Below are 21,703 nucleotides of genomic sequence, written 5' to 3' on the forward strand. Positions count from 1 at the left end.
AAGCGGCGGGCGTTTACTGCCAGCCGTACCGGCGGATGTAGAACTTCTTCAGCGCGGTGGTCAGCACCGCATAGCCGAACAGGATCGCCACCAGGAACGGCCAGTAGCCAGCCGGCAGCGCCTGCAGCTTGAAGTAACCGGCCAGCGGGCTCATTGGCAGAGCCACGCCGATGGCCATGATCAGGCCGGTCATCAGCAGCAGTGGCGGCGCGGCGATGCTCTGCAGGAACGGTACCTTCGGCGTACGGATCATGTGCACGATCAGGGTCTGGGTCAGCAGGCCGACCACGAACCAGCCGGACTGGAACAGGCTCTGGTCGCCGGCGGTGCGCGCATCGAACACGTACCACATCAGCGCGAAACAGGTCAGGTCGAAGAGCGAGCTGATCGGCCCGAAGAACACCATGAAGCGGCCGATGTCCGCCGGGTTCCACTTCAGCGGCTTGCGTACCAGTTCCTCATCCACGTTGTCGAAAGGAATGGCGATCTGCGAGATGTCGTACAGCAGATTCTGCACCAGCAGCTGCAGCGGCAGCATCGGCAGGAACGGCAGGAAGGCCGAGGCCACCAGCACCGAGAACACGTTGCCGAAGTTGGAGCTGGCGGTCATGCGGATGTACTTCAGCATGTTGTTGAACGTGCGCCGGCCCTGGATGACACCTTCCTCCAGCACCATCAGGTTCTTTTCCAGCAGGATGATGTCAGCCGCCTCCTTGGCGATGTCCACTGCACTGTCCACGCTGATGCCGATATCGGCCGCACGCAGTGCCGGGGCATCGTTGATGCCGTCACCGAGGAAGCCGACCACCTTGCCCTTGGCGCGCAGCTCGCGTACCAGCCGTTCCTTGTGCAGCGGCGTCAGCCGCGCGAACACGCGGTGGTGGTGCAGTGCCCGCGACAACGCGCCGTCATCCATGCGCTCGATCTGCGGACCGGTCAGGATGGTATCGGCGTCCAGCCCCACCTGCGCGCAGACGCGGGCGGTCACCAGTTCGTTGTCGCCGGTGAACACCTTGACCTCCACGCCATGCGCAGCCAGCGCCTGCAGCGCCTGCGCTGCCGATTCCTTCGGCGGGTCCAGGAAGGCGACGTAGCCGACCAGGGTCAGGCTACATTCGTCGGCCTGCGAATAGGTGGTCTGGCTCGCGGCGGTCTCCTTCATCGCCACCGCCACCACGCGCAGGCCCTGTTCGTTCAGCTCTTCGGTGGTCTGCCGCACGCGGGCCAGGCGATGTTCATCCAGCGGCATGTCCTGGCCGTTCTCGCGCACGGTGCTGCACACCGCCAGCATCTCCTCCACCGCGCCCTTGCAGATCAGCTCATGATGGTCCTCGCGCTCGGACACCACCACCGACATGCGGCGGCGCTCGAAGTCGAACGGGATCTCATCCACCTTGTGGTAGTCCTGCGACAGCCGCAGCGAGCTTTGCAGCTCCACGTGCTCCAGCACTGCACGGTCCAGCAGGTTGATCAGCCCGGTCTGGAAGTGGCTGTTGAGATAGGCGAACTTCAGCACGTCTTCCGAATCCTGGCCGAACACATCGGTATGACGCTCCAGCGCGATCCTGTCCTGGGTGAGGGTGCCGGTCTTGTCGGTGCACAGCACTTCCATCGCGCCGAAGTTCTGGATGGCATCCAGGCGCTTGACGATCACCTTGCGCCGCGACAGCAGCACCGCACCCTTGGCCAGGGTGGAGGTAACGATCATCGGCAGCATTTCCGGCGTCAGGCCCACCGCCACCGACAGCGCGAACAGGAATGCGTCGGTCCAGTCGCCCTTGGTCCAGCCGTTGATCAGCAGCACGAACGGCACCATCACCAGCGCGAAGCGGATCAGCAGCCAGCTGACACTGTTGACGCCGGCCTGGAACGCGGTCGGTGCACGGTCGGTGGCCGTGCTGCGCAGGGCCAGCGTGCCGAAATAGGTGCGGTTGCCGGTGGCCAGCACCACGGCAGCGGCGGTGCCGGACACCACGTTGGTGCCCATGAACAGCAGGTTGTGCTGTTCCAGCAGGCCAGCCAGGCCATCGCCGGGGTATGCGAACTTTTCCACCGGCAGCGATTCGCCGGTCATCGCCGCCTGCGCCACGAACAGGTCCTTGGCGGTCAGCACGCGGCAATCGGCCGGAATCATGTCGCCGGCCGACAGCACGATGTGGTCACCGGGCACCAGTTCGCGGATCGGCAGGTCCAGCAGGCGCGCCGGGCGCCGGCTGTGCAGGTGCGCGCCGAAGTACTGGTCGGCCACATCCGCAGCCTCGGTGCCCGGATTGCGGCGCAGCACGCGTGCGGTATTGCCGACCAATGCCTTCAGTCGCTCGGCGGCGCGGTTCGAGCGACCTTCCTGCACGAAGCGGATCAGCGTCGACAACAGCACCATCGCGCCAATCACGATCGTCGCCTTGATGTCCTCGGTCAGCCAGGACACCGCCGCCAGCACGGTCAGCAGCAGGTTGAACGGATTGCGGTAGCACTGCCACAGATGGCGCCACCACGGCAGCGGCTTTTCGTGATCCACCTCGTTGGGGCCGAGCGTGGCCAGTCGCTCCTCGGCCTCATGCGGGCTGAGGCCATCGGCATGCGATTCCAAGGTGGTCAGCAGCTGGGTTTCATCCTGCTGGGCAAGGGTGACCAGGCCGGTGGTGAGCGCGAACGGCGCCGCTTCGGCGCTGCCCGGGCCAAACCCGGCTTCGGGCATCGCGCGGCGGCGGAACAGGTTGCCTGCGCGACGGCTGCGCAGGAAGGCGTTGAACCAGGCATTGAGCAGGCTCATGGGACGCTCCTCGAATGTCAGAGCCGGCCGCAGCCGGGACACGAACGGAATGAGTGAGGCAGATCAGGCGTGGCGCATCGCCAGCACTGCCGGCGACCACGGCTGCATGTGCAGGCGCTGGCTGCCGCCGATGCACAGCGGCTTCATTGCATCGCGCAGGGGATAGGGCAGGTGGCGCAGCACGGTGATGCGCTCGCTGATCGGCAGCAGCGACAGCGCGTCGGCCACCACGCGCGGCGAACCGAGTGACAGCGAACGGGCGAACATCACGGGGCCGTGCTGCAGCAGCTGGCTGCGCAGGGCGGCGACATCGCGCTCGCCGATCAGGCGGCGCAGGGTGATGTAGAGGATCTTGTAGGACATGGGGCGATCTCCAGACAGGCGGCGCCTGGCGGTCCCCCGTCACTCAGGCAGGCAGGGACCGGCGGGCAGGCGCCAGGAACAGGCAACAAGCGGTCATCCGGGGCGCGGCGCACCCGGCAGGGTCGGGGTCCATCTGCGTCTCCATGAGGGGAGGGTGCCAGCCAGGGTTGCCCTGGCCAGTGGCGCTATTGTCCGCCCCTGAATGGGGCAGGCCTAGAGGCTCGTGGGTTAGCCCGGCTATACCTTGGTATAGCCGGCATGCGCAGCGCCAGTCGAGGGCTCAATGATGGATCAATGCGAAGCGCTGGTCTGCTTGCACACGTCGTACTCGCCGCGGCTCAGCGTCTTGTTGCGGTCGGTGTCGCAGGCGTGCAGTCGTTCGGCCCAGTCCGGTGCCACGGCATCCACCTCGGCCAGCGTGACGATGCCGTCCTTGTCCTTGTCCAGCGATTCGTAGGCAGGGATGAGCCTTACTTCTGTCACGTCCTCGGCGGCGGTGGCCTTGCTGGCCTCCTGGGGATTGGAACAGGCGCCCAGCAGCAGGCCCCCACATAGCGAGAGAGCGATGGGAAGGCAGCGATAACCGGTCATGGTGTGCTCCTGAGGAAAGGGCGAACCACCGGTGCGGTGGTCACCGCCGGATCTTCTGCGCGGGGCTGTAAGCGGGCTGCGAAGAATGGGGCCGTGGGCCGTTGCCGGTGGGCCGCCATTCACCGGGCCGCGCAGCAGCGATTGCGCGGAGTCGACGCAACCCTCGAACGGTGGCATGCCGGCCAGCGGCCGGCACTACCATCTGCTCAGAAACGGTCGGCAAAGGCGTCCGTCGCCCGCACCAGCGCATCCACCGTGGCCGGCTCGTTCGCGCTGTGGCCGGAGGTCACCATCTCCAGCCGGGCTTCCGGCCACGCCTTGGCCAGATCCCAGGCGCTGCGCGGCGGGCAGATGATGTCGTAGCGCCCCTGCACGATCACGCAGGGCAGATGGCGGATGCGATTGATGTTGCGCAGCAGCTGGTCGGGCTCCAGGAAGATGCCGTTGCGGAAGTAGTGCGCTTCAATACGAGCCTTGGCCAGCGTATCCAGCGGATCATCGGTGGATTGCGCATCCACGTCGTGCTGCAGGGTGGCGGCGTTGTCTTCCCAGCCCAACCAGGCCTGCGCGGCTTCGATGCGGGTTGACTGATCCGGGCCATCCATGCGCGTCCAGTAGGCCGCGATCATGTCGCCACGCTCGGCTTCCGGGATATAAGCCTCATAGCGGTCCCAGCGCTCCGGGAAGATCCAGCGCGCACCGCCATCGGCCTCGGCGAACCAGCGGTTCTCGATCTCACGACCGAGGAACACACCACGCACGATCAGGCCCGTGGCGCGCTCGGGATGTGCCTGTGCATAGGCCAGCGACAGCGTCGAACCCCAGGAGCCGCCGTAGACCAACCAACGCTCGATGCCGAGGTGCTCGCGCACCTTCTCGATGTCGGCCACCAGGTCCTGCGTGGTGTTGTCGCGCAGTTCGCCAAACGGCGTGGAGCGGCCGCTGCCACGCTGGTCGATCAGCACGATGCGGTAGCGCGCCGGGTCGAAGAAGCGGCGATGGGTGGGTGAAATGCCAGCGCCCGGGCCACCGTGCAGGTACACCACCGGGATTCCCTCCGGCGTGCCGCACTCTTCGATGTGCAGCGTGTGCAGATCGCTCACCTGCAGGGTGAACTGGCGGTAGGGCTCGATGGCGGGGTAGAGAGAGCGCATGGCAGGTGCCTTCAGGGACTTCGGGCAGCATAGCGCTGCAGCAAGGGGCACGGCACGGGCTGACGCGTGTTCTTTGCCAGGCCATCCATCCGGGATGAGCAATGCGTGCTGTCTCTACGGCCATTGCAGGTCGACGCACCACGCATTGGCAATCGTCGCTGTCCGATGGAAGTGCCGGGTATCACCCTACAGGATGCAGGGGTGCCGCATGTGCGGGCACCTGACCACCCTTTCTGATTGGAGCTTCCATGAGCATTGAATCGATCCTTTACACCGCCCAGGCCACCGCTATCGGCGGCCGCGAGGGTCATGCCACGTCGTCTGACAGGTCGCTCGACATCGTGCTGTCCACGCCGAAGGAGCTGGGTGGTACCGGTGGCACGGGTACCAACCCGGAGCAGCTGTTCGCCGCCGGCTATTCGGCCTGCTTCCTGGGCGCACTGCGCTATGTGGCCGGGCAGGAACACGTGGCCCTTCCGGACACTGCGGCAGTCACCGGCCGCGTGGGCATCGGCGCGGTCAGCACCGGCTTTGCCATCGACGTCGCCCTGACCGTATCGCTGCCGGGCGTCAACCGTGAAGTGGCCGACGACCTGGTGCGCAAGGCACACGTGGTGTGCCCCTATTCGCACGCCACCCGCAACAACATCAATGTCGCTCTGATCCTGGCCTGACGCCACGGCTCAAGGGCAGCCGCGGCCGCAGTGGCAACGCTGCGGCCGTTGCATTTTACCGGTCCAGATCCGGCCAGTCGTGCGGCGCATCGGCCAGGAAGGCGCGCGCCACGCTCTGGAGGGCATGCGTGCCGGCGTGCAGTTCGTGCGGGGCAAATTCGCGCAGCACGTGCACAGTGCCGACGTCGGACGTCTCCTGGCGATGTCCGAGCAGCATCAGCGGCACCCCGGCCAGGCGTGCCAGGCGGATCGGCGCCGGTTCCGGCGACGATGCCACCAGCAGCTCCGGGCCCAGCACGGTCAGCACGGTCGCGCCTTGTCGAAGCTGACGCCATGCGCGTCCGTGTTGGCCTGGCTGGCCGATGTCCAGCCTGTGGCCGCGGCGCTGCAGCTGCTTCAACGCGCGATGTGGCGGCGAGTTCTCGCGATGGGGGCTGTTGAGGAAGTAGTGTGCGGGCGCGCCGGGGCGATCGAGCAGGGCAGCCATCGCCAGCTCCGGGTCACCACTGGGCAGCAGGCAGACCACGCGGCGCCGCCCGCCGGCGGCGGCCCACAGCGCCTGCGGATCACGCCAGAGCATGCCGCGCAGCCACTGCTGTTGTGCATCGAAAGGCAGTGCATGCAGCCGCTTGCGGGTGACACGGCGCAGCCAGTCTCGTGCGAGCACGTGCGGGGCCAGGTTGGCAGCATGTTCGGGGGGGCAGCCCAGGCGGAGCAGGGCGTGCCGCGTGCGGTTCAGGCGCTGCCTGCACAGCCAGGGCCCGAACTGCCGGAAAGCGCACTCCGCCAGCCGGGCGTGCACCCGCAGCGGCAGCACGGCTGCCGCCGCGCAGCCCGCTTCCAGCCCGGCATGGTGGCCGATCAGGCGCAGCGCCCACAGCAGTTCTCCCAGTCGTCGTGACGTCATTGCGTGGCCCTTCTTCACAGAGGAACCCAGCTTCGGCAACGTCGCCATGGGGAAGAACCGGACAAGTTCGAAATGTGGCGTTCACATCAGGACGAATGCGACACCGCATCCGGCTCTTTTGGACATCGTCCTACATCTGCGGCGAACACCGGCTTGCATGCTCTTCATCCACCCAAACGCTCCGGTCGCCCCTGGCCACGCTCATGCGCCCCCCTGCTCCTTCCACTGCTGCTGATCCGTTCCGCGCCCTTCCAGGTGCACGTGCAGCTGCCACCGATGCCGATGAGCTGCGTGCGCTGAAGCGCTACCCGCGCCGGCTGATGCTGGCCTGCGGTGCCGTGCTCAGCCTGCTCTCGATCAGCGTGCTGATCACTTTGCTGGTGGTGCAGGTGAACCGGTTCGAAGCACGTCGGATTGCCGATTTCCGCCGCGCGCACAATGCACTGCAGATCCAGTTGGCGCGGCAGGATGCCAGCTACGCGCGCGTGGCCAACATGGCGGGCTACGCGTGGGGGCGCAATATCTCACTGGGCGATACGCCGCCGCAGGCCATGCGCCGGGCCTACCTCGAGGGCGGCCAGCGGCTGATGGTGGTCGCCGATGACCGCAGCCGCCCGCAGATGGCGCTGGGTCTTGCCACGGCTGACTGGCCAGCCGCCGAACTCCAGCGGTATCTGCAGTTGAGTGCGGCGGTGTCGTTGATCCAGCGCCTGACCGCCAGCACCACCGACGGTGAGCCCGCCAGTGCCTCCTATTTCTTCGATCCCAGTGGCCAGTACCTGTCACTGGACAGGGGCCTGACCGAGCGCAGCCTGATGGACGCGCTGGCGGTCGACTCCCGGCAGCAGGTGTTCGAACATCTGCGTGCACCGGCACAACTGCTGGCACCGGCCTCCAGCCATGACCAGGTGCCGCTGCTGGAAAGCGTGACCCAGCGTGGCCAGCCAAGGCGCTCGTTCGCGCGCCACCCGATCAGCGGTGAGCCGTCGCTGGTATCGGTGTTCCAGGCCCTGGACGGGGCCTCGCCCATTGCGACCTTCGTTGCCTACGAGCCGATCGAGCGATTGCAGGCGCTGCTCCGGCGCAACAGCCAGGGGCATATCACGCTGGTGGACCGCGACGGAATGCGCGTGCTGGCGTCCAGCGAGCCGGGCGCCGCCCCGCAGTCGCCGCTGTCCGAGGGCGACTGGGTGCTGTTGGGCGATGCCACCCGGGCGCGCTTCCATGAGGGCCGGTTTACCCTGGCGCTGGGTGTGGCCGGCACGCCGTGGACGCTGGTGGAGACCTACTGCTGGCGCGACATCCTGCAGGGCATCGCGCCGGTGCTGGTGGCCGGTGGCCTGTTGTTGATGGCGGCGCTGGCGCTGTTGTGGGCCTTGCTGATATGGCTGCATCGACGCATGTACACGCCGGCGCTGGAGCAGGTACAGCACATCTACGCGCGCGATGAACGCCTGCAGCAGCTGCTCGAACACCTGCCTGTGGGTGTGGCACTGCTGGACGCACGCAGCGGCGCGGTACAGGACCAGAACGGAACGCTGCGCCGCATGGACCTGGGGACAGGCGCCCGCCTGTTGCCGCGATTGTGTGAAGCGGCACTACGCAACGATCCTGCCGCTGCGGGTCTGATCGACAGCGAGCTACCCTCGATCCACGACGCACGCCAGTTGCGGCACCATCGCGCCCGCTTGCGGCCGGGTGGCCGCACCTGGCCGGGCAGTGTGCTGTTGGTGGTGGAAGACGTGACCGATCAGGTGCATACGCTTCGGGAGCAGGAGGAGCGCACCCGCGAGGCCGAGCGTTGCAGCCAGGCCAAGTCGCATTTTGTTGCCGCGATGAGCCACGAGATTCGTACCCCGCTGCACGGCATCATCGGCCATCTGGAGCTGCTGGCCCGTGCGGCGCTGCATCCGGAACAGCTGGAACGGGTGATCCGCCTGCGCCAGTCAGCCGACTCGCTGATGGACATCATCACCGACGTGCTGGACCTGTCTCGCATCGAGTCCGGGCAATGGACGCTCAACCCCGAGCGGTTCGCGCCGGCGGCGCTGCTGGAACGGGTGGCGGTGCTGTATGCGCCAATGGCGCAGGCCAAGGGCCTGCAGCTGGACTGCGTGGTGGACCCGGAGGTGCCGGAGGTGGCCGTGGCACCGATGGCGGCGATTGAACGGGTGCTGCGCAACCTGGCCAGCAACGCGCTGAAATTCACGGCCTCTGGCCGCGTGCAGCTGCGGCTGGCCTGCCGCCGCGAGGGAGGGCAGGCGCGGCTGCGCCTGGACGTGACCGACTCAGGAATCGGCTTGACCGCAGCCGAGTGCGAGCGCCTGTTCCAGCCGTTCATGCAGGCCGACGCCAGCATCCTGTCGCGCTTTGGCGGTTCAGGCCTGGGCCTGGCCCTGTGCCAACAGCTGTGCGAGCGCATGCAAGGGCGCATCTGGGTAGAGAGCACCACGGGTGTCGGCAGCCGCTTCGTATTCGAAGTGCCCCTGTTGACCTCGATCACCACACCACCAGCACTGCCCCTGTTTGGCCGCGAGATTGGACTGCTGGCCGCCGCAGGGCCCTGGCGCGGTGAACTGGAACGCCGGCTGCGCGGCTGGGGCGGGCAGGTCAGGCTGCTTTGTCCGGGCACCGAGGGTGGCCTGGGTGATCTGCGCGCAGGCACGCCGGTGGTGGTCTTCGAGCCTTCCCCAGCAGGGCTGAAGGCCGTGCAGGACGCGGGCCACCCACTGGTCTGGGTCGGTCGGGAGGGACCTTTGCGACCCCACCGCTTGCCCCGTGGCGTTGAAGTGTCCTGTTACGCCAGCGAGGCCCTGCGCCAGGCACTGACGGCAGGCCCCGGCCTCGCAGAGTCGAATACGTCAGTTGTTGGCGCAATCGGATAAATTGCATGTGCACTCAGCTGAGGATCAAGGTCATGGCAGACGCCGACACCGCAGACGGTACGGGCCGGGCGGCCGCACGCCTGGACGACCTGCGCCGGTTGCGGCGGCGCCTGCTTCTGGGCGGCGGTGTCCTGATCGCGGTGCTGGTGCTGCTGGCCACACTGGTCAGTTCGGTGGCCGATGTGGAAGAGTTCCACGCGCGCGAACGGCAGTCCTTCGGCGAAGCGCGCGCCGCGGTGGACTATTTCCTGTTCCAGCGCGACCGTGCGTACGCCACATCCATCAATGGCAACGACGTGCTGTGGCGCGACCAGCGCCCGGCCCTGCAGCACGTGGGAACACCCTTGGCCGAGCGCTTCCACGGCCAGGGTGACGAGGTGGTGGTGCGTGCCCAGGGCCGTACCGCCGTGCCATGGCTGGTGCTTGGCGCGCGCGACAACCCGCTGCCCGAGGCCGAGCTGCGTGCCTACCTCGGCATGGTCGATATCTATTCCGCCTATACCGCAGATTCGATCACCGCCCAGGACGCAGGTGGTCCGGTGCTGATGTACGCCTACGAGCCGCAGGGGCGGCTGGTGGCGGTGGCCAATGTGCGTGACGAGGCCCAGCTGCTGCAGATGCTGGGTGTACCGACCCGGCGCCAGGCGTTTGCGCGGCTGCTGAGCAACGAACCGCAGATCCGCAAACTGGCGCCACGGCCGGGCCCGATCCGCGCCGCCTCCCGCGAGGGGCGCCTGCTGTCGCACTACGGCACCAACCCGCTGACTGGCCAGCCGGCCCTGATCGGCATGGTGACCATGGCCGAGGGCACCACCCCGTACTTCCGCCGGGTGGTGTTCGAGTCCATCGACAACATCCGCGCCCGCCTGCAGTCCCGCGAGCAGGGGCGCTACCTGGTGGCGTCCAGCAACCAGCAGGTGGTGTTCAGCACTGGCGGCCTGTCCGCGCAGGATCAGGCCATCCTGCTGGGTACGCTGGGCGGCACGGCCGCCAGCCAGCCCAAGCGCGAGTATGTGCAGGGCCGTTTCATCCTCACCTGCAGCCTGCCAGGGGTGAACTGGACCCTAAGCCATGTCTACGACTGGGGCGATATCTGGCGCAGCCAAGGCTATTACCTGCTGGCGCGCTGGCTCAGTGCGCTGCTGATCATCGGCCTGTTGTGGTGGCTGCTGCGGCGCATCGACCGCCGCGTGTTCACCCCGGCGCTGGCCGATGCCTCGCGCGTGTACGAAAGCGAGGCGCTGAGCCGGGTGATCATCGGCACCGCGCCGATCGGGCTGGCACTGCTGGCGCGCGACAGCGGGGCGGCGCTGCTGCAGAACGAGGCCGCGCGCCACCTGGTGGGCGGTACGGCGGGCGCATCGCCGCGGCACGAGGGCATTACGCCGCTGTATGCACGCCTGGTGGAGCTGGGGCGCAATGCGGCCGAAGACGAGATCGTGGAGCTGCAATGGTCGCCGGAGCAGGGCGGGGCTGGCAGCCAGCTACAGGTCAGTCTGTCGCGTGCCACCTATCACGACCAGCCGGTATGGGTCTGCGCCATGCGTGACGTGACCGCGCAGCGCGAACTGGAAGACAACCTGCGCCGGGCGCGCGAAGACTCGGAGTCGGCCCGGCACTCGGCCGAGGCCGCCAACCGGGCCAAGTCCGCCTTCGTAGCGACCATGAGCCATGAGATCCGCACCCCGCTCAATGGTGTGCTGGGCCATCTGGAACTGCTCGCGCGCTCGCCGCTGCAGGCCGGGCAACGCGAGCGCCTGGATCGCATCCGTTTCTCGGCCGATGCGTTGATGCGGATCATCAGTGACGTGCTGGACTTCTCCAAGATCGAGGCCGGCCAGCTGGACGTGGAACCGGCGCCGTTCGCGCTGCGCCCGCTGATTGAAAGCGTTGCCCTGCTGTACGCGCCCGATGCGCTGCGCAAGAACGTACGCCTCTACTACGCCGTGGAAGCGCCGGCGGACCACCAATGCATCGGTGATGCGCATCGCATCCGCCAGATCCTCAACAACCTGGTCAGCAATGCGGTGAAATTCACTGAATCCGGGCGAATCCTGCTGCGCGCCGAGCTGCGGCCGGCGGAGGCGGGCAGCGTGCTGCGGGTGCAAGTCATCGACTCCGGCATCGGCATGAGTGCCGAACAGGCCGCGCAGCTGTTCCAGCCGTTCCAGCAGGCCGACGCCAGCGTCTCGCGCCGTTTCGGTGGCAGCGGGCTGGGCCTGGCCCTGTGCCAGCAGCTGGCGCAGGCGATGGGCGGGCAGGTGGCCGTGGACAGCACCGAACGCGTGGGCAGCAGCTTCACCCTGACCCTGCCGGTGCGCCTGCAGGCGGCGCCGCCTGCCACGGCGGCACTGGCGGGGCAGCAGGTGACCGTGTTGTCCACCACGCCGGAATGGCGCGCCGAAATGACGCGCGTGCTGCAGGCCTGGGGCGCGGTCGTGACCGCGCTGGATCGGCCGAATGCGGATGACAGCGGCGATGTGCTGCTGATCGTCGGCGATCACCGGGCATGGAACGAGGACGAAGAGCAGCAGTTGCAGGCACTGCATCGGCGTACCGTGCTTGCGCATGCGCAGGGCCCGCTGACGCCGGAGCAACACGGTACGCGCGTTGAGGTCACCTGCTATGCCAGCGATGCGCTGCTGCTGGCGTTGGAAGGTGACGGCGCACCGGCCGCCGAACGTGCCGTAACCGCGGCAGCACCCACGCGGTCGCGGGGCACCGTGCTGCTGGTGGAAGACAACGCGGTGAACCGCGAACTGATCCAGCAGCAGCTGGAAGAACTCGGGTACGCGGTGGAGGTTGCCGAGGATGGCCAGGCAGCACTGGCCCTCTGGCGTGACAATGCCTTCATGGCGGTACTGACAGACATCAACATGCCCGTCATGGATGGCTACGCGCTGGCGCGGGAACTGCGTGCACGTGGCCAATCGCTGCCGATCCTGGCGATCACCGCCACCGCGTTGGCCAGTGAGCGCGAGCGTTGCCTGGCGGCCGGCATCGACGATCTGCTGCTGAAGCCCCTGAACCTGGAACGGCTGGAGGCGGGGTTGTCACGACTGCGGCCGATTGCCCCACCTGTGCAGGAGTCGCCGGTCGTAGCGGAGACCGGGGGCCCCCGAGGGATCTCTGTCGCCATCCGAAGGCTGTTCGTCGAAACCGGCGACAAGGACCTGGCCGCCATTGCCGAGGCTCGCAGCGACAACGATGCGCAGCGCCTGCTGGATCGCGTGCATGCCTTCAAGGGCGTGCTGCAGATGATCGGCGAACGGGAGCTGGGTGCGCAGTGCGGCGAGGTTGAGCAGCAGCTGCGTGATGGCCGTACGGTCGACCCGGGCACGCTCGACACGCTGCAGTCTGCGTTGTCGGCCTGCCTGCAGGCCTACCGCGAGAGGCTGGAGCGGGAATCATGAGGGCGTGCTGTAGAGTGGCGGGGCGCTCAGTCCGCCTTGAGGCCAAGATCGGCCGCGAAAGTGTGCAGCTCGGCATCGCCGGCAATGCCCAGCTTGCGCATGGCATTGATCTTCTGCGTGCTGACGGTCTGCTTCTTGCGGCCCAGGGCCGTCGCGATCTGGGCAACGCTCAGGCCGGAAATGAACAGGGCGATGACCTTCTTCTCGCTGGGCGAGAGCGAAGTCACGCGACGCTTTTCCAGATGCTGCAGGTGCTCGGCCACGCTGGGCGACAGGTAGCGCCGTTGCGCATAGACCGCCATCACCGCCGATGCCACATGCTGCAGGTCATCGCCCTTGCTGAGGATGCCTGCCACGCCGAGGCTGTTCAGCCGGTTGAGCAGCCCTGGCTGGTCCAGGCCGGTCATCACCACGATGCGCAGGTCCGGGAAGCGCGACTGCAGATGGTCGAGCAGCTCCAGGCCATCGCCATGATCGCCGCCAGGCATCGCATAGTCGGTCACCACGACGTCGCAGGGCGCGTCGTCCTTCTCGGCCTGTTCCAGCAGCTTCACCAGCTCGGACGAATCCTTGGCCTCGCCAATGCACTGGATGGCCGGCGCCTCATCCAGCGCGGCCCGCACGCCCAAGCGGATCACCGGGTGGTCGTCAGCAAGGGCCACGCGGATCAACAGATGATTCATGGGGCGCTGTTCCCTGGGTCTGGTGGAATGGAAGTGGTTCAACAGCCGGTCGCACATACACAAGGAAACTACTGCATGAGCATTCGCATTGTCGTGGCCGATGACCACCCGGTCGTCATCGCCGGTGCGCAGGAGGCACTGGCGAAGGTGCCGGGCATCCAGATCATCGCCAGCGCCACCGATTCTACGTCATTGGTCGAGGCGTTGAGTGGTACTCCCGTCGATGTGGCGGTCACTGACTTTTCGATGCCCGGCGGCCAGTATGGCGATGGCGTGGCATTGCTGGGGTTCCTGAAGCGCCGTTTTCCCAAGGTGCCGCTGGTGGTGCTGACCGGCATTGGCGGCACCCAGATACTGACCAGCCTGCGCCGCGCGGAAGTAAGCTGCATCGTGGCCAAGACCGATCTCATCGATCACCTGGTATGCGCCATCCAGGCAGCACACAAGGGTCAAGGCTATCTCTCGCCTGACATCGAGCGCCAGATCGGCAGCCTGGACCAGGCGGTATCGGCGGCAGCGCTGACCAAGCGCGAAACCGAGGTGCTGCGCCTGATCGCCGAGGGGCGCTCGCAGAAAGAAATTGCCGAACAGCTGCAACGCAGCCGCCAGACCATCAGCACGCAGAAACACTCGGCCATGCGCAAGCTGGGCCTGAAGCGCACGTCGGACATATTCGAGTATGCCGTACGCGAAGGCCTGGTCTCTGCATCGCAGGCCTCGCACCTTCGGCGTGGTGGATCCGATTGATGCTGGAACATGCGCAAAACAGGCATCGTCCGATGGCTACGCCAGATCCAAGCGGTAGGGTGGGGAGAATCCTGTCCTTCCACACCGGAGCCGCCGTGCCACGCCCGCTTGATGGCCACATTGCTGCCTTGATGTCCAGCTTCGCCCAGCTCAAGCCACAGGCGCAGAAGCGATTCCTTGAGCAGCTCAATGAGTACCTGTACGCCTCGGCAGCGCAGCGCAGGCAGCTCCGGCGTCAATGGCCGAATTTCGTGATCGAACCCTGCACCTGCCATGAGGACGAGCCCGGCTCTCCGTAGATCTGCGGTTGAGCGTGCAGCAAATGAGGGCTGCATGCCGGTTCCGGTTTCCCCTTCTGCTACAAATGTGAAGCGTACGTGAAAATCGTACTCGTCAGACAGATTGAGCGGCAAGTCGACGTCATTGTCTCGGATGCCGACCGCCACGAAGGTGGTGGAGCGGCATTCCACCCATCAACAGCGAGACATCATGATTTCACGCAAGCTCCTCTGCGCTGCCGTGCTGGCATGCGTCGCCCCGCTTTCCGCCGCCGCGGCGGATGGCTACCTGACCCCGGGCACGAATGGCGGCAGCGGCAAGATGCCCTCAGGCTATTCGCACCTGAATTTCGTACTGGCGGAGGATGACTTCGCCCGTATCGTCACCCTGCCGGGGCGCCCGCAGGCCGGTGACCGCGTGACGCTCAGTTCGCTGGCCGACAGCTACGCGATTCTGGACGCCCGGAAGACCGTGTTTGAAGAGCAGGTCCATATCCCGGTCGACAGCCTGAGCAATGCCGAGTTCCGCTGGAGCGCGGCCTACAGCCGTTGGGACGTGGTGGGTGGGCTGACCGCGCGCCTGGTGACCGGCCGCAACACCGACACTCTGCAGATTCCAGACTCGGATCACACGCTCACCCAGGTTGGCCTGTACGACACCAAGCGTGCTTCAACGGTGCAGTTGCCGACCTTGGCCCGCAACGGCTCGTTGCTGGTGGTGGCCAACGCCTCCAGTGCGGACGTGACGGTGCGCGGCGTGCAGGCGCAGGGCAGTGCCAGCACCTGCGAAGCGGGCCGCAACTGCGCGTTCGTGTACGGTGCCGATGGCGTGTGGTACGTGCGCCTGGGCAATGGCCGCCAACAGGCCACCGAATCGCTGCCGACCCCGGCCAAGCGCTGGACCGATGTGTTCCTGAGCAGCCCTGCCGATGACCCGTTGCTGCCGCAGGAGATGCGCCTGCCGCGCGAAGCGGTCTGTGGTGACGTCTACCAGTTCACCAATCTGGACACTGCGCAGTTCACCCGCGTGTCGGCGGAAAACACCGATCTGAAGAACAGTGCGCTGATCCGCAAGGGCCATCGCTACGTCTTCCGCTTCGATGGTGCCCAGGGCCGCTGGATCCACCAGCGCGTCAAGTAACCGGCCGTCGCACGCAGACCACCCAGGCCGCTCAGCGGCCTGGGTTCGTATCGACTCATTCACCGAGGTATCACATGAAGACCCTTCTTTCTGCGGCCTGCGTCGCGGCAGCGATCTGCGTGCCTGCAGTGGCTCTGGCCAGCGACGACGCGGGTTACTACGCCAGCATCCGCGTCATCGACGCTCACCACCAGGCCCGCAACATGGATGCCAGTGCCCGCCCGGGCATCGGCCAGTTCGTCGCCGGCGACCAGCGCCAGCACTTCGCCACCGGTTCGGCGGCCTTCGGCTACGCGCACGGCAATGGCTGGCGCACCGAAGGTGAGTATGTGGTTCGCCGCACCGACACCTACACCAGCGGCTCCAGCGCCTTTGCTACCAGCTTCAACAACCACGACGTGCGTTCGCAGCGGCTGATGCTCAACGCGTACCGCGATATCGCCATCAACGATGCATGGTCGGTCTACGGCATGGCCGGCGCCGGCCTGTCGCACCTGCAGTCCGGTGGCTGGCAGGGCAACCCGAACCGCCAGTACGGCAAGTCCACCCGCACGCAACTGGCGTGGTCGGCGGGCGTAGGCATTTCGGTTGCGGCAGGCACCAACACCACGGTGGACCTGGGCTACCGCTACACGGACCTGGGCACCACCGAAAGCGGATGGAACCGCTTCGCCAACGCGCGCGGCCTGCAGGACGAAAAGATGCAGCTGGATCTGGCATCGCGCGAAGTGACGCTGGGCGTGCGCTATGCATTCTGAACCGATCGGCCGGGCAGGGTGGGGCCAGCGAAAACTAGTCGTTGTCCTATGCCTGGAAATGCCCGGCATCCCTAGCATTTCCTCTCGAAGGGAATGCCCTTCGCTCAGGCCCAGCACAGCGCGGCTTGAACGCCAAAAACCAAACCCAACAGGAAATTCAACATCATGAACAAGCTTGCAATTGCTCTGACCGCCGCGCTCTCGCTGGGTGCTGCTGCTTCGGCCTCGGCGGCTGATGGCACCATTACCTTCACCGGCAAGATCGTGGCTGCCACCTGCAAGGTGGAAATCGGCGACGGCGGCGGCTCCACTGCCACCGTGGCACTGCCGGACGTCACTGTCGGCGCTGTCGATGGCCCTGACGCCGGTAAGCGTACCTTCAAGATCAAGCTGTCGGCCGACACCGGTTCCGGCGCGGCCTGTGACAAGGACACTGCGAAGCTCTACGTCTACAAGAGCACCGTCAACGCCAACGGTCACCTCGCGAATCAGTATACCGATGCAGTTGATGACCCGGCGTCCGATGTCGCACTGAAGCTGTCGCGCATCGAATCTGGCACCGAGACTGAAATCAATCTGCAGACGGCCGAGCTGGAAGCGACCAAGGCTTCGGGTGAGTTCGAATACGAGTTCGCCACCCGCTATCAGGCCACGGCTGCAGCAGGCGCTACCAAGGCGGGTGGCTTCACCTCGCAGCTGATGTTCGACGTCGAGAACTACTGATCTGACCCACAGACGGGTGAGCGCAGGGCCGTGAGTCATGAACCTCACGGTCCTGCCATCCGGATCCAGGAGACAGTGCCATGAAGACCTTCTTCCGCAACGCCCTTCGCTATGCTGCTCTCATGCCGTTGCTTGCCACCTCGCTGGTGGCGCATGCCAACGTGGTGGTGGAAGGCACCCGGGTAATCTACACGGCCGACATGAAGGAGGCGTCCGTTCGGATCCAGAACACCGGGCAGGTCCCGAGCCTGGTGCAGGTCTGGGTGGATGAAATCAACGTCAAGGCCGACCCAAGCACCACGCGTGCTCCGTTCGTCGCATTACCACCGTTGCTGCGTGTAGACGCAGGAAAGAGCCAGGTGCTGCGCCTGCGCCAAATCGGTGGCGAGTTGCCGCAGGACCGTGAGTCGGCATTCTGGCTCAATATCCTGGACGCTCCGGCCGCTGAAAAGCGTGGGTCAGGCTCGGCACAGCTTCAGATTTCAGTGCGCAACCGAATCAAGCTCTTCTATCGCCCGCAGTCGCTGGCCAAGCAATCGGTCAGCGGAGTGATCGAGAATCTGGAATGGTCGGTTGTGCCGCACCAAGGTGGCTGGGCATTGCAGGTGCGAAACCCCAGTGTCTTTCACGTGAGCCTGATTCGTGCCGAGGTCATCAACGGCAACAACAGCGCGGAAGCGAAGGGCATTGCCATGATTGCTCCTCTGACCACGCAGCACTTCGCACTACCGGGTGACGCAAATGCACGCTCTGGAAGCGTGAAGTTCAAGTTTGCCAGCGAGCATGGTGCTCTGATCGAGCACACGGTGCCACTGCGCAACCCCTGAGCCCGCAACCTCCGATTCCCATTCTTTGAGTGGCGCCTGTCCGATTATGGACGGGGCAGGCGTCCTCATGCCCAAGGAAGTTCGACATGAACCGTCATCCCCAGCACACCCTTTCGCGACGCCGACCCTTGGTTGCCGCTGTCGTGGCAGCGCTGTTGCCGGTGTCGGCTTTCGCTGCGCCCAACGTTGAGTTCAGTGCGGACATGCTGTTCGGCAATGCCAGCGGTATCGATCTGGAGCGTTTCGAGCAAGGCAGCCTGCTGCCGGGTACCTACAACGCCGACATCCTCCTCAATGGCACATTGGTCGGGCGGCTGGATCTGGTGGCGCGCGTTGCTGAGGATGATGCTGTCCGCATCTGCCTGACCCCGGCGCTCTTTGAAATGCTGGGCCTGAATCATGCGCGCCTGGACGCAATGCGTGATGCGCCGGAAGCGGGCACTGCCAGTCCTTTGCCGTTGCCCACCGAGGCAGCCTGTCGGCCTCTCTCGGATTATGTGCCGGGTGCGTCGGCCGAATTCGATTCAGGCGAGCAGAGCCTGGTCATTTCGGTTCCCCAGATCTACCTGCTGCGTACCCCGCGCGGCTGGGTGGATCCTGCGCTTTGGGAAAAGGGCATCAACGCGGCCACACTTGGGTATAGCGTTAGTCACAATCGGCAGCGTAATGGTGGCCAGCAGGCCAGCCACACCAGCATGACGGTCGACGCGGGCCTGAATCTGGGCGAATGGCGTCTGCGTCATAGTGGCTATCTGCAGCACACCGATGCTGCCGGTACCGACTATGCGGCTGGCCGTAGCTACCTGCAGCGCAACCTGCCGAAGTGGGGGGCGCAGTTGACCTTGGGCGAGTCGTCGACGAACGGCGACATGCTGCAGGGTGTCAACTACCGGGGCGTGAACATCAGCAGCGACCCGCGCATGTTGCCGGATACGCTGAACAATTTCGCGCCGGTTGTTACCGGTGTGGCGCAGACCAATGCCCGCGTCACCATCCGCCAGCGTGGCTATGTGATCTACGAGACCACGGTAGCGCCGGGCCCGTTTGAGATTGATGATCTGCATGCGGCCGGCTCCAGTGGCGATATTGAAGTGGAGATCACCGAAGCCGATGGCCGGGTAGAGCAGTTCACCATTCCATTCACCGCCATGCCGCAGCTGCTGCGGCCGGGCCAGCAGCGCTTCAGTGTCACCGCAGGTGAACTCCGTGACGACTTCGGCGGGGAAAATCCGCGCTTCTTGGAAGCCACCCTGCGCCGTGGCCTGAGCAATCAGTTCACCGGCTATGCTGGCCTGACCGTTGCGGAAGGTTATTCCGGGGCGGTACTTGGCGCTGCCTGGAATACACCGTTGGGCGCGTTCTCCGGTGACGTCACCTTCAGCGATGCTCGTCTTCCGGGAGCGGATGGGGTGGCCAGCGAGCGGCGCCGTGGCCAGTCCTATCGCGTGGCCTTCAACAAGGCGCTGTTCTCAGACAGCACGAACATCACCTTGGCGGCCTATCGCTACTCGACCAGCGACTTCCTGAATCTGGGTGATGCAATCCGCCTGCGCGCCCAGAAGGACCTGAGCGATGGCTACGATCTTGTGGGCCGTCAGCGCAGCCGTCTGGACCTGACCGTCAATCAGCGCCTTACTGAGGGCAAGGGTACGCTGCACTTCACCGGCAGTATGACCGATTACTGGTCCGACAACCGCCGTCAGACATCGTTCTCTGCGACTTATAGCAATCGACTGGGGCGGGGCACCTATTCGGTCAGCGCCCGCCGGGCGACCGAGTCGTCGCTGTTCTCCGGCGGCGTCAGCCATACCAGCAACAGCCTCTACCTGAGCTACAGCGTTCCGCTGGGCGTACCGGCTGCGGCACCGCGCCTGGATACCAGCATCAGTCGCGAGAGCAATGGGCGGAGCACGCAGCGCGTAGGTGTGTCTGGTGCCATTGGTGAGCAGTATCTGGGCAACTACAACGCATCGGTCAGTCGCGACGGCGGCCAGACAAGTTACGACCTGGGCGCGTACTACCAAATGCCTACGGTATACGTGAGCGGTGGCTACAGCCGTCGTGGCTCCACCAGTCAGCTAAGTATGGGTGCAAGTGGTGGCCTGGTGCTGCACGCGGGCGGCCTCACGCTGGCCCAGCGCCTGGGGGAAACCGTGGGCGTGGTGCACATCCCGGGTGCGGCAGGTGCGGCGCTGGACAGCATGACCGGCGTCAAAACCGATGCCCGTGGCTATGCCGTATTGCCCTATTTGTCTCCATTCCGTCGAAACGCGTTCGATGTGGATCCCACCAATCTGCCGCTGGATGTCGAGCTGAGTTCGGGGACCGTTTCGGCTGTACCCAATGCCGGTGCAGTGGTGCGGATGGTGCTGCCAACCCAGGTGGGGCGCAGCGCATTGATCGAGGCGCTGCTGCCGGATGGAAAGCCCTTGCCGTTTGGCAACGATGTGACCAATGAAGCCGGTGATGTGGTCGGCGTGGTGGGCCAGAGCAGCCGCCTGTGGGTGCGCGGTGTTGAAGAGGTAGGGGAACTGACGGTGCGCTACGGCAGCGCAGTCTCAGACCAGTGCCGCATTCCGTATGACCTGCGTGGCGTCGAGGCCGGTGTGTTGCATCAGAGCAGCTGTGCGCCGGGTGAGGAGCGCAGGCTGGTTGATGTCACCAAGTAGTCGGCGATCAAATCGAGGACGAAACTAATGAAGACTGCTTCAAGAAATTCCACCCACCGTAGCTGCGCCGCATTGTTGACGTTCGCAGCCTTGGCACTGCCTGGACTGGCCACTGCAGCTTGCTCTCCCGATTGGGGTTCATACACATTTCCGCTGCCAGCTCGAGCCGTCGTTGTGGCAAATTCTGCCGCAATCGGTGAAACAATCGGGCCTTGGATCAGCACGGGGGAACAGGGCTATATCTTCTGTGGGCCGTCCGGCGGAATATTGCAGGAGAATTTTCACATTGGGGTTCTTCCGGAAACGGGCACCTACCAAGAGGGGGGACGTACCTATGGCATTTTCGATACAGGCATCGCCGGGATCGGAATGGTCGTACGCGCTCGAGCTGACCCGGACTACGGGTCGAATCCTGTCGCTGCAATTCGCGAAGGGGTGCGGGTACGGGCGGGAGCGGTTGACAACAAGCGGAACTTCGGCCTCATCAGCATCCGCTTCGTCAAGACGGGCGCAACCACGCCAGGGCATTACACGTTCACGGAAAGACATGTGCTGGACATGCAGCACTATCAGCGGGGTGACAAATTTCGGCAAGCACACCATCTCAGTTCGATGGCGTTGGAGGTGGTCCATCGCCCCCTCTGTCATGTAGCATCCAAAACCGTGCCGATGGGCTTGACCGCGGTCGCTCGATTGCCATCGGTCAATACCTATGGATCTACTCGCCGCTTCAGCGTCGAAATGAACTGTGAGACGAGCGCCGGACGAGTGCGCTACTTCGTAGAGCCTACAGGTGGCACCACCATCTTTGACCGTAGTCGGGGTATTGCCAATGTGGAAGGCGGGGCTAATGGCATCGGCATCCAGTTGCTGGGTATCGACGGCAACCCCATCAATCTCGACAGCGCATACTGGTTCGGTGACAGCGCTGCAGATGGGATTCGCAGTGAGGATTTTGGTGCGCGCTACTTCCGTACTGCTGTGAAGAATGAGGATGTGAGTCCTGGCGATGCCAATGCCACAGTCCGCTTCCGCGTGGACTACCCCTGACCCCCCTGCCGGACGATACTGGATGCTTTATGATCTGCGGCGACACTAGCCGTTAGGTTGGGGGCTG

The 21,703-nt window shown here is 65.3% G+C and carries 17 protein-coding genes; 11 read left to right on the forward strand and 6 right to left on the reverse strand.

Annotated elements, in window-relative coordinates; translation table 11 throughout:
* Positions 1 to 13 precede the first annotated feature (13 nt).
* From mgtA to pip, 4 genes are all read right to left on the reverse strand, one after another.
* On the reverse strand, positions 14 to 2,773 hold the full coding sequence (mgtA, locus tag ACTXG9_RS00750; protein WP_456115473.1) for a magnesium-translocating P-type ATPase: 2,760 nt from the start codon (positions 2,771 to 2,773) through the stop codon (positions 14 to 16).
* A gap of 63 nt (positions 2,774 to 2,836) precedes the next feature.
* Positions 2,837 to 3,136, reverse strand: a complete 300-nt coding sequence (locus ACTXG9_RS00755) for a hypothetical protein (protein ID WP_005413574.1) — start codon at positions 3,134 to 3,136, stop codon at positions 2,837 to 2,839.
* A gap of 291 nt (positions 3,137 to 3,427) precedes the next feature.
* Positions 3,428 to 3,727 carry an EF-hand domain-containing protein gene (locus tag ACTXG9_RS00760; RefSeq protein ID WP_021202331.1) on the reverse strand — a complete coding sequence of 100 codons (300 nt, stop codon included), beginning with the start codon at positions 3,725 to 3,727 and terminating at the stop codon, positions 3,428 to 3,430.
* A gap of 206 nt (positions 3,728 to 3,933) precedes the next feature.
* On the reverse strand, positions 3,934 to 4,881 hold the full coding sequence (gene pip, locus ACTXG9_RS00765; RefSeq protein WP_180832491.1) for a prolyl aminopeptidase: 948 nt from the start codon (positions 4,879 to 4,881) through the stop codon (positions 3,934 to 3,936).
* Between the two features lie 248 nt (positions 4,882 to 5,129).
* Here pip and ACTXG9_RS00770 point away from each other — a divergent pair, with 248 nt between their 5' ends.
* Positions 5,130 to 5,555, forward strand: coding sequence for an organic hydroperoxide resistance protein (locus ACTXG9_RS00770; RefSeq protein ID WP_180832489.1), 426 nt, complete (start codon positions 5,130 to 5,132; stop codon positions 5,553 to 5,555).
* Between the two features lie 55 nt (positions 5,556 to 5,610).
* Here the strand turns inward: ACTXG9_RS00770 and ACTXG9_RS00775 are convergent, their stop codons facing one another.
* Complete coding sequence (locus ACTXG9_RS00775) at positions 5,611 to 6,462, reverse strand: hypothetical protein (protein ID WP_206621585.1); 852 nt, start codon at positions 6,460 to 6,462, stop codon at positions 5,611 to 5,613.
* Between the two features lie 203 nt (positions 6,463 to 6,665).
* Here ACTXG9_RS00775 and ACTXG9_RS00780 point away from each other — a divergent pair, with 203 nt between their 5' ends.
* Both ACTXG9_RS00780 and ACTXG9_RS00785 read left to right on the forward strand, forming a co-directional pair.
* On the forward strand, positions 6,666 to 9,347 hold the full coding sequence (locus ACTXG9_RS00780) for an ATP-binding protein (protein WP_180832487.1): 2,682 nt from the start codon (positions 6,666 to 6,668) through the stop codon (positions 9,345 to 9,347).
* A gap of 32 nt (positions 9,348 to 9,379) precedes the next feature.
* On the forward strand, positions 9,380 to 12,760 hold the full coding sequence (locus tag ACTXG9_RS00785; RefSeq protein WP_180832485.1) for an ATP-binding protein: 3,381 nt from the start codon (positions 9,380 to 9,382) through the stop codon (positions 12,758 to 12,760).
* 26 nt (positions 12,761 to 12,786) lie between these two features.
* Here the strand turns inward: ACTXG9_RS00785 and ACTXG9_RS00790 are convergent, their stop codons facing one another.
* Positions 12,787 to 13,443: a response regulator transcription factor gene (locus ACTXG9_RS00790; RefSeq protein ID WP_180832483.1), complete on the reverse strand. Its 657-nt coding sequence runs from the start codon at positions 13,441 to 13,443 to the stop codon at positions 12,787 to 12,789.
* Positions 13,444 to 13,518: 75 nt separating this feature from the next.
* Between ACTXG9_RS00790 and ACTXG9_RS00795 the strand changes: the two genes are divergently transcribed.
* From ACTXG9_RS00795 to ACTXG9_RS00830, 8 genes are all read left to right on the forward strand, one after another.
* Positions 13,519 to 14,190, forward strand: coding sequence for a response regulator transcription factor (locus ACTXG9_RS00795; protein ID WP_180832481.1), 672 nt, complete (start codon positions 13,519 to 13,521; stop codon positions 14,188 to 14,190).
* A gap of 95 nt (positions 14,191 to 14,285) precedes the next feature.
* Complete coding sequence (locus tag ACTXG9_RS00800; RefSeq protein ID WP_146268403.1) at positions 14,286 to 14,489, forward strand: hypothetical protein; 204 nt, start codon at positions 14,286 to 14,288, stop codon at positions 14,487 to 14,489.
* A gap of 190 nt (positions 14,490 to 14,679) precedes the next feature.
* The gene (locus ACTXG9_RS00805) at positions 14,680 to 15,609 is read left to right on the forward strand and encodes a hypothetical protein (RefSeq protein WP_180832479.1); all 930 of its coding nucleotides are present in this window, start codon (positions 14,680 to 14,682) and stop codon (positions 15,607 to 15,609) included.
* A 74-nt stretch (positions 15,610 to 15,683) separates the two neighbouring features.
* On the forward strand, positions 15,684 to 16,367 hold the full coding sequence (locus ACTXG9_RS00810) for an outer membrane protein (RefSeq protein ID WP_180832477.1): 684 nt from the start codon (positions 15,684 to 15,686) through the stop codon (positions 16,365 to 16,367).
* A gap of 165 nt (positions 16,368 to 16,532) precedes the next feature.
* Entirely contained in the window at positions 16,533 to 17,090 is a 558-nt protein-coding gene (locus tag ACTXG9_RS00815; protein ID WP_111101905.1) for a fimbrial protein, read from the forward strand.
* Positions 17,091 to 17,170: 80 nt separating this feature from the next.
* Positions 17,171 to 17,917, forward strand: coding sequence for a fimbrial biogenesis chaperone (locus tag ACTXG9_RS00820; protein ID WP_111101906.1), 747 nt, complete (start codon positions 17,171 to 17,173; stop codon positions 17,915 to 17,917).
* Positions 17,918 to 17,946: 29 nt separating this feature from the next.
* On the forward strand, positions 17,947 to 20,586 hold the full coding sequence (locus ACTXG9_RS00825; RefSeq protein ID WP_456115474.1) for a fimbria/pilus outer membrane usher protein: 2,640 nt from the start codon (positions 17,947 to 17,949) through the stop codon (positions 20,584 to 20,586).
* A 27-nt stretch (positions 20,587 to 20,613) separates the two neighbouring features.
* Positions 20,614 to 21,636, forward strand: coding sequence for a fimbrial protein (locus ACTXG9_RS00830; protein ID WP_111101908.1), 1,023 nt, complete (start codon positions 20,614 to 20,616; stop codon positions 21,634 to 21,636).
* Positions 21,637 to 21,703: the final 67 nt, after the last annotated feature.

Source organism: Stenotrophomonas maltophilia group sp. LNF247, assembly GCF_054083135.1.

Bases quoted from the DNA above. Each gene is read 5' to 3' on its own strand.
- ACTXG9_RS00795 (WP_180832481.1), top strand. From the start codon at position 13,519: ATGAGCATTCGCATTGTCGTGGCCGATGACCACCCGGTCGTCATCGCC.
- ACTXG9_RS00770 (WP_180832489.1), top strand. From the start codon at position 5,130: ATGAGCATTGAATCGATCCTTTACACCGCCCAGGCCACCGCTATCGGC.
- pip (WP_180832491.1), bottom strand. From the start codon at position 4,881: ATGCGCTCTCTCTACCCCGCCATCGAGCCCTACCGCCAGTTCACCCTG.
- ACTXG9_RS00780 (WP_180832487.1), top strand. From the start codon at position 6,666: ATGCGCCCCCCTGCTCCTTCCACTGCTGCTGATCCGTTCCGCGCCCTT.
- ACTXG9_RS00785 (WP_180832485.1), top strand. From the start codon at position 9,380: ATGGCAGACGCCGACACCGCAGACGGTACGGGCCGGGCGGCCGCACGC.
- ACTXG9_RS00755 (WP_005413574.1), bottom strand. From the start codon at position 3,136: ATGTCCTACAAGATCCTCTACATCACCCTGCGCCGCCTGATCGGCGAG.
- ACTXG9_RS00820 (WP_111101906.1), top strand. From the start codon at position 17,171: ATGAAGACCTTCTTCCGCAACGCCCTTCGCTATGCTGCTCTCATGCCG.
- ACTXG9_RS00805 (WP_180832479.1), top strand. From the start codon at position 14,680: ATGATTTCACGCAAGCTCCTCTGCGCTGCCGTGCTGGCATGCGTCGCC.
- ACTXG9_RS00760 (WP_021202331.1), bottom strand. From the start codon at position 3,727: ATGACCGGTTATCGCTGCCTTCCCATCGCTCTCTCGCTATGTGGGGGC.
- ACTXG9_RS00810 (WP_180832477.1), top strand. From the start codon at position 15,684: ATGAAGACCCTTCTTTCTGCGGCCTGCGTCGCGGCAGCGATCTGCGTG.
- ACTXG9_RS00790 (WP_180832483.1), bottom strand. From the start codon at position 13,443: ATGAATCATCTGTTGATCCGCGTGGCCCTTGCTGACGACCACCCGGTG.
- ACTXG9_RS00830 (WP_111101908.1), top strand. From the start codon at position 20,614: ATGAAGACTGCTTCAAGAAATTCCACCCACCGTAGCTGCGCCGCATTG.
- mgtA (WP_456115473.1), bottom strand. From the start codon at position 2,773: ATGAGCCTGCTCAATGCCTGGTTCAACGCCTTCCTGCGCAGCCGTCGC.
- ACTXG9_RS00815 (WP_111101905.1), top strand. From the start codon at position 16,533: ATGAACAAGCTTGCAATTGCTCTGACCGCCGCGCTCTCGCTGGGTGCT.
- ACTXG9_RS00775 (WP_206621585.1), bottom strand. From the start codon at position 6,462: ATGACGTCACGACGACTGGGAGAACTGCTGTGGGCGCTGCGCCTGATC.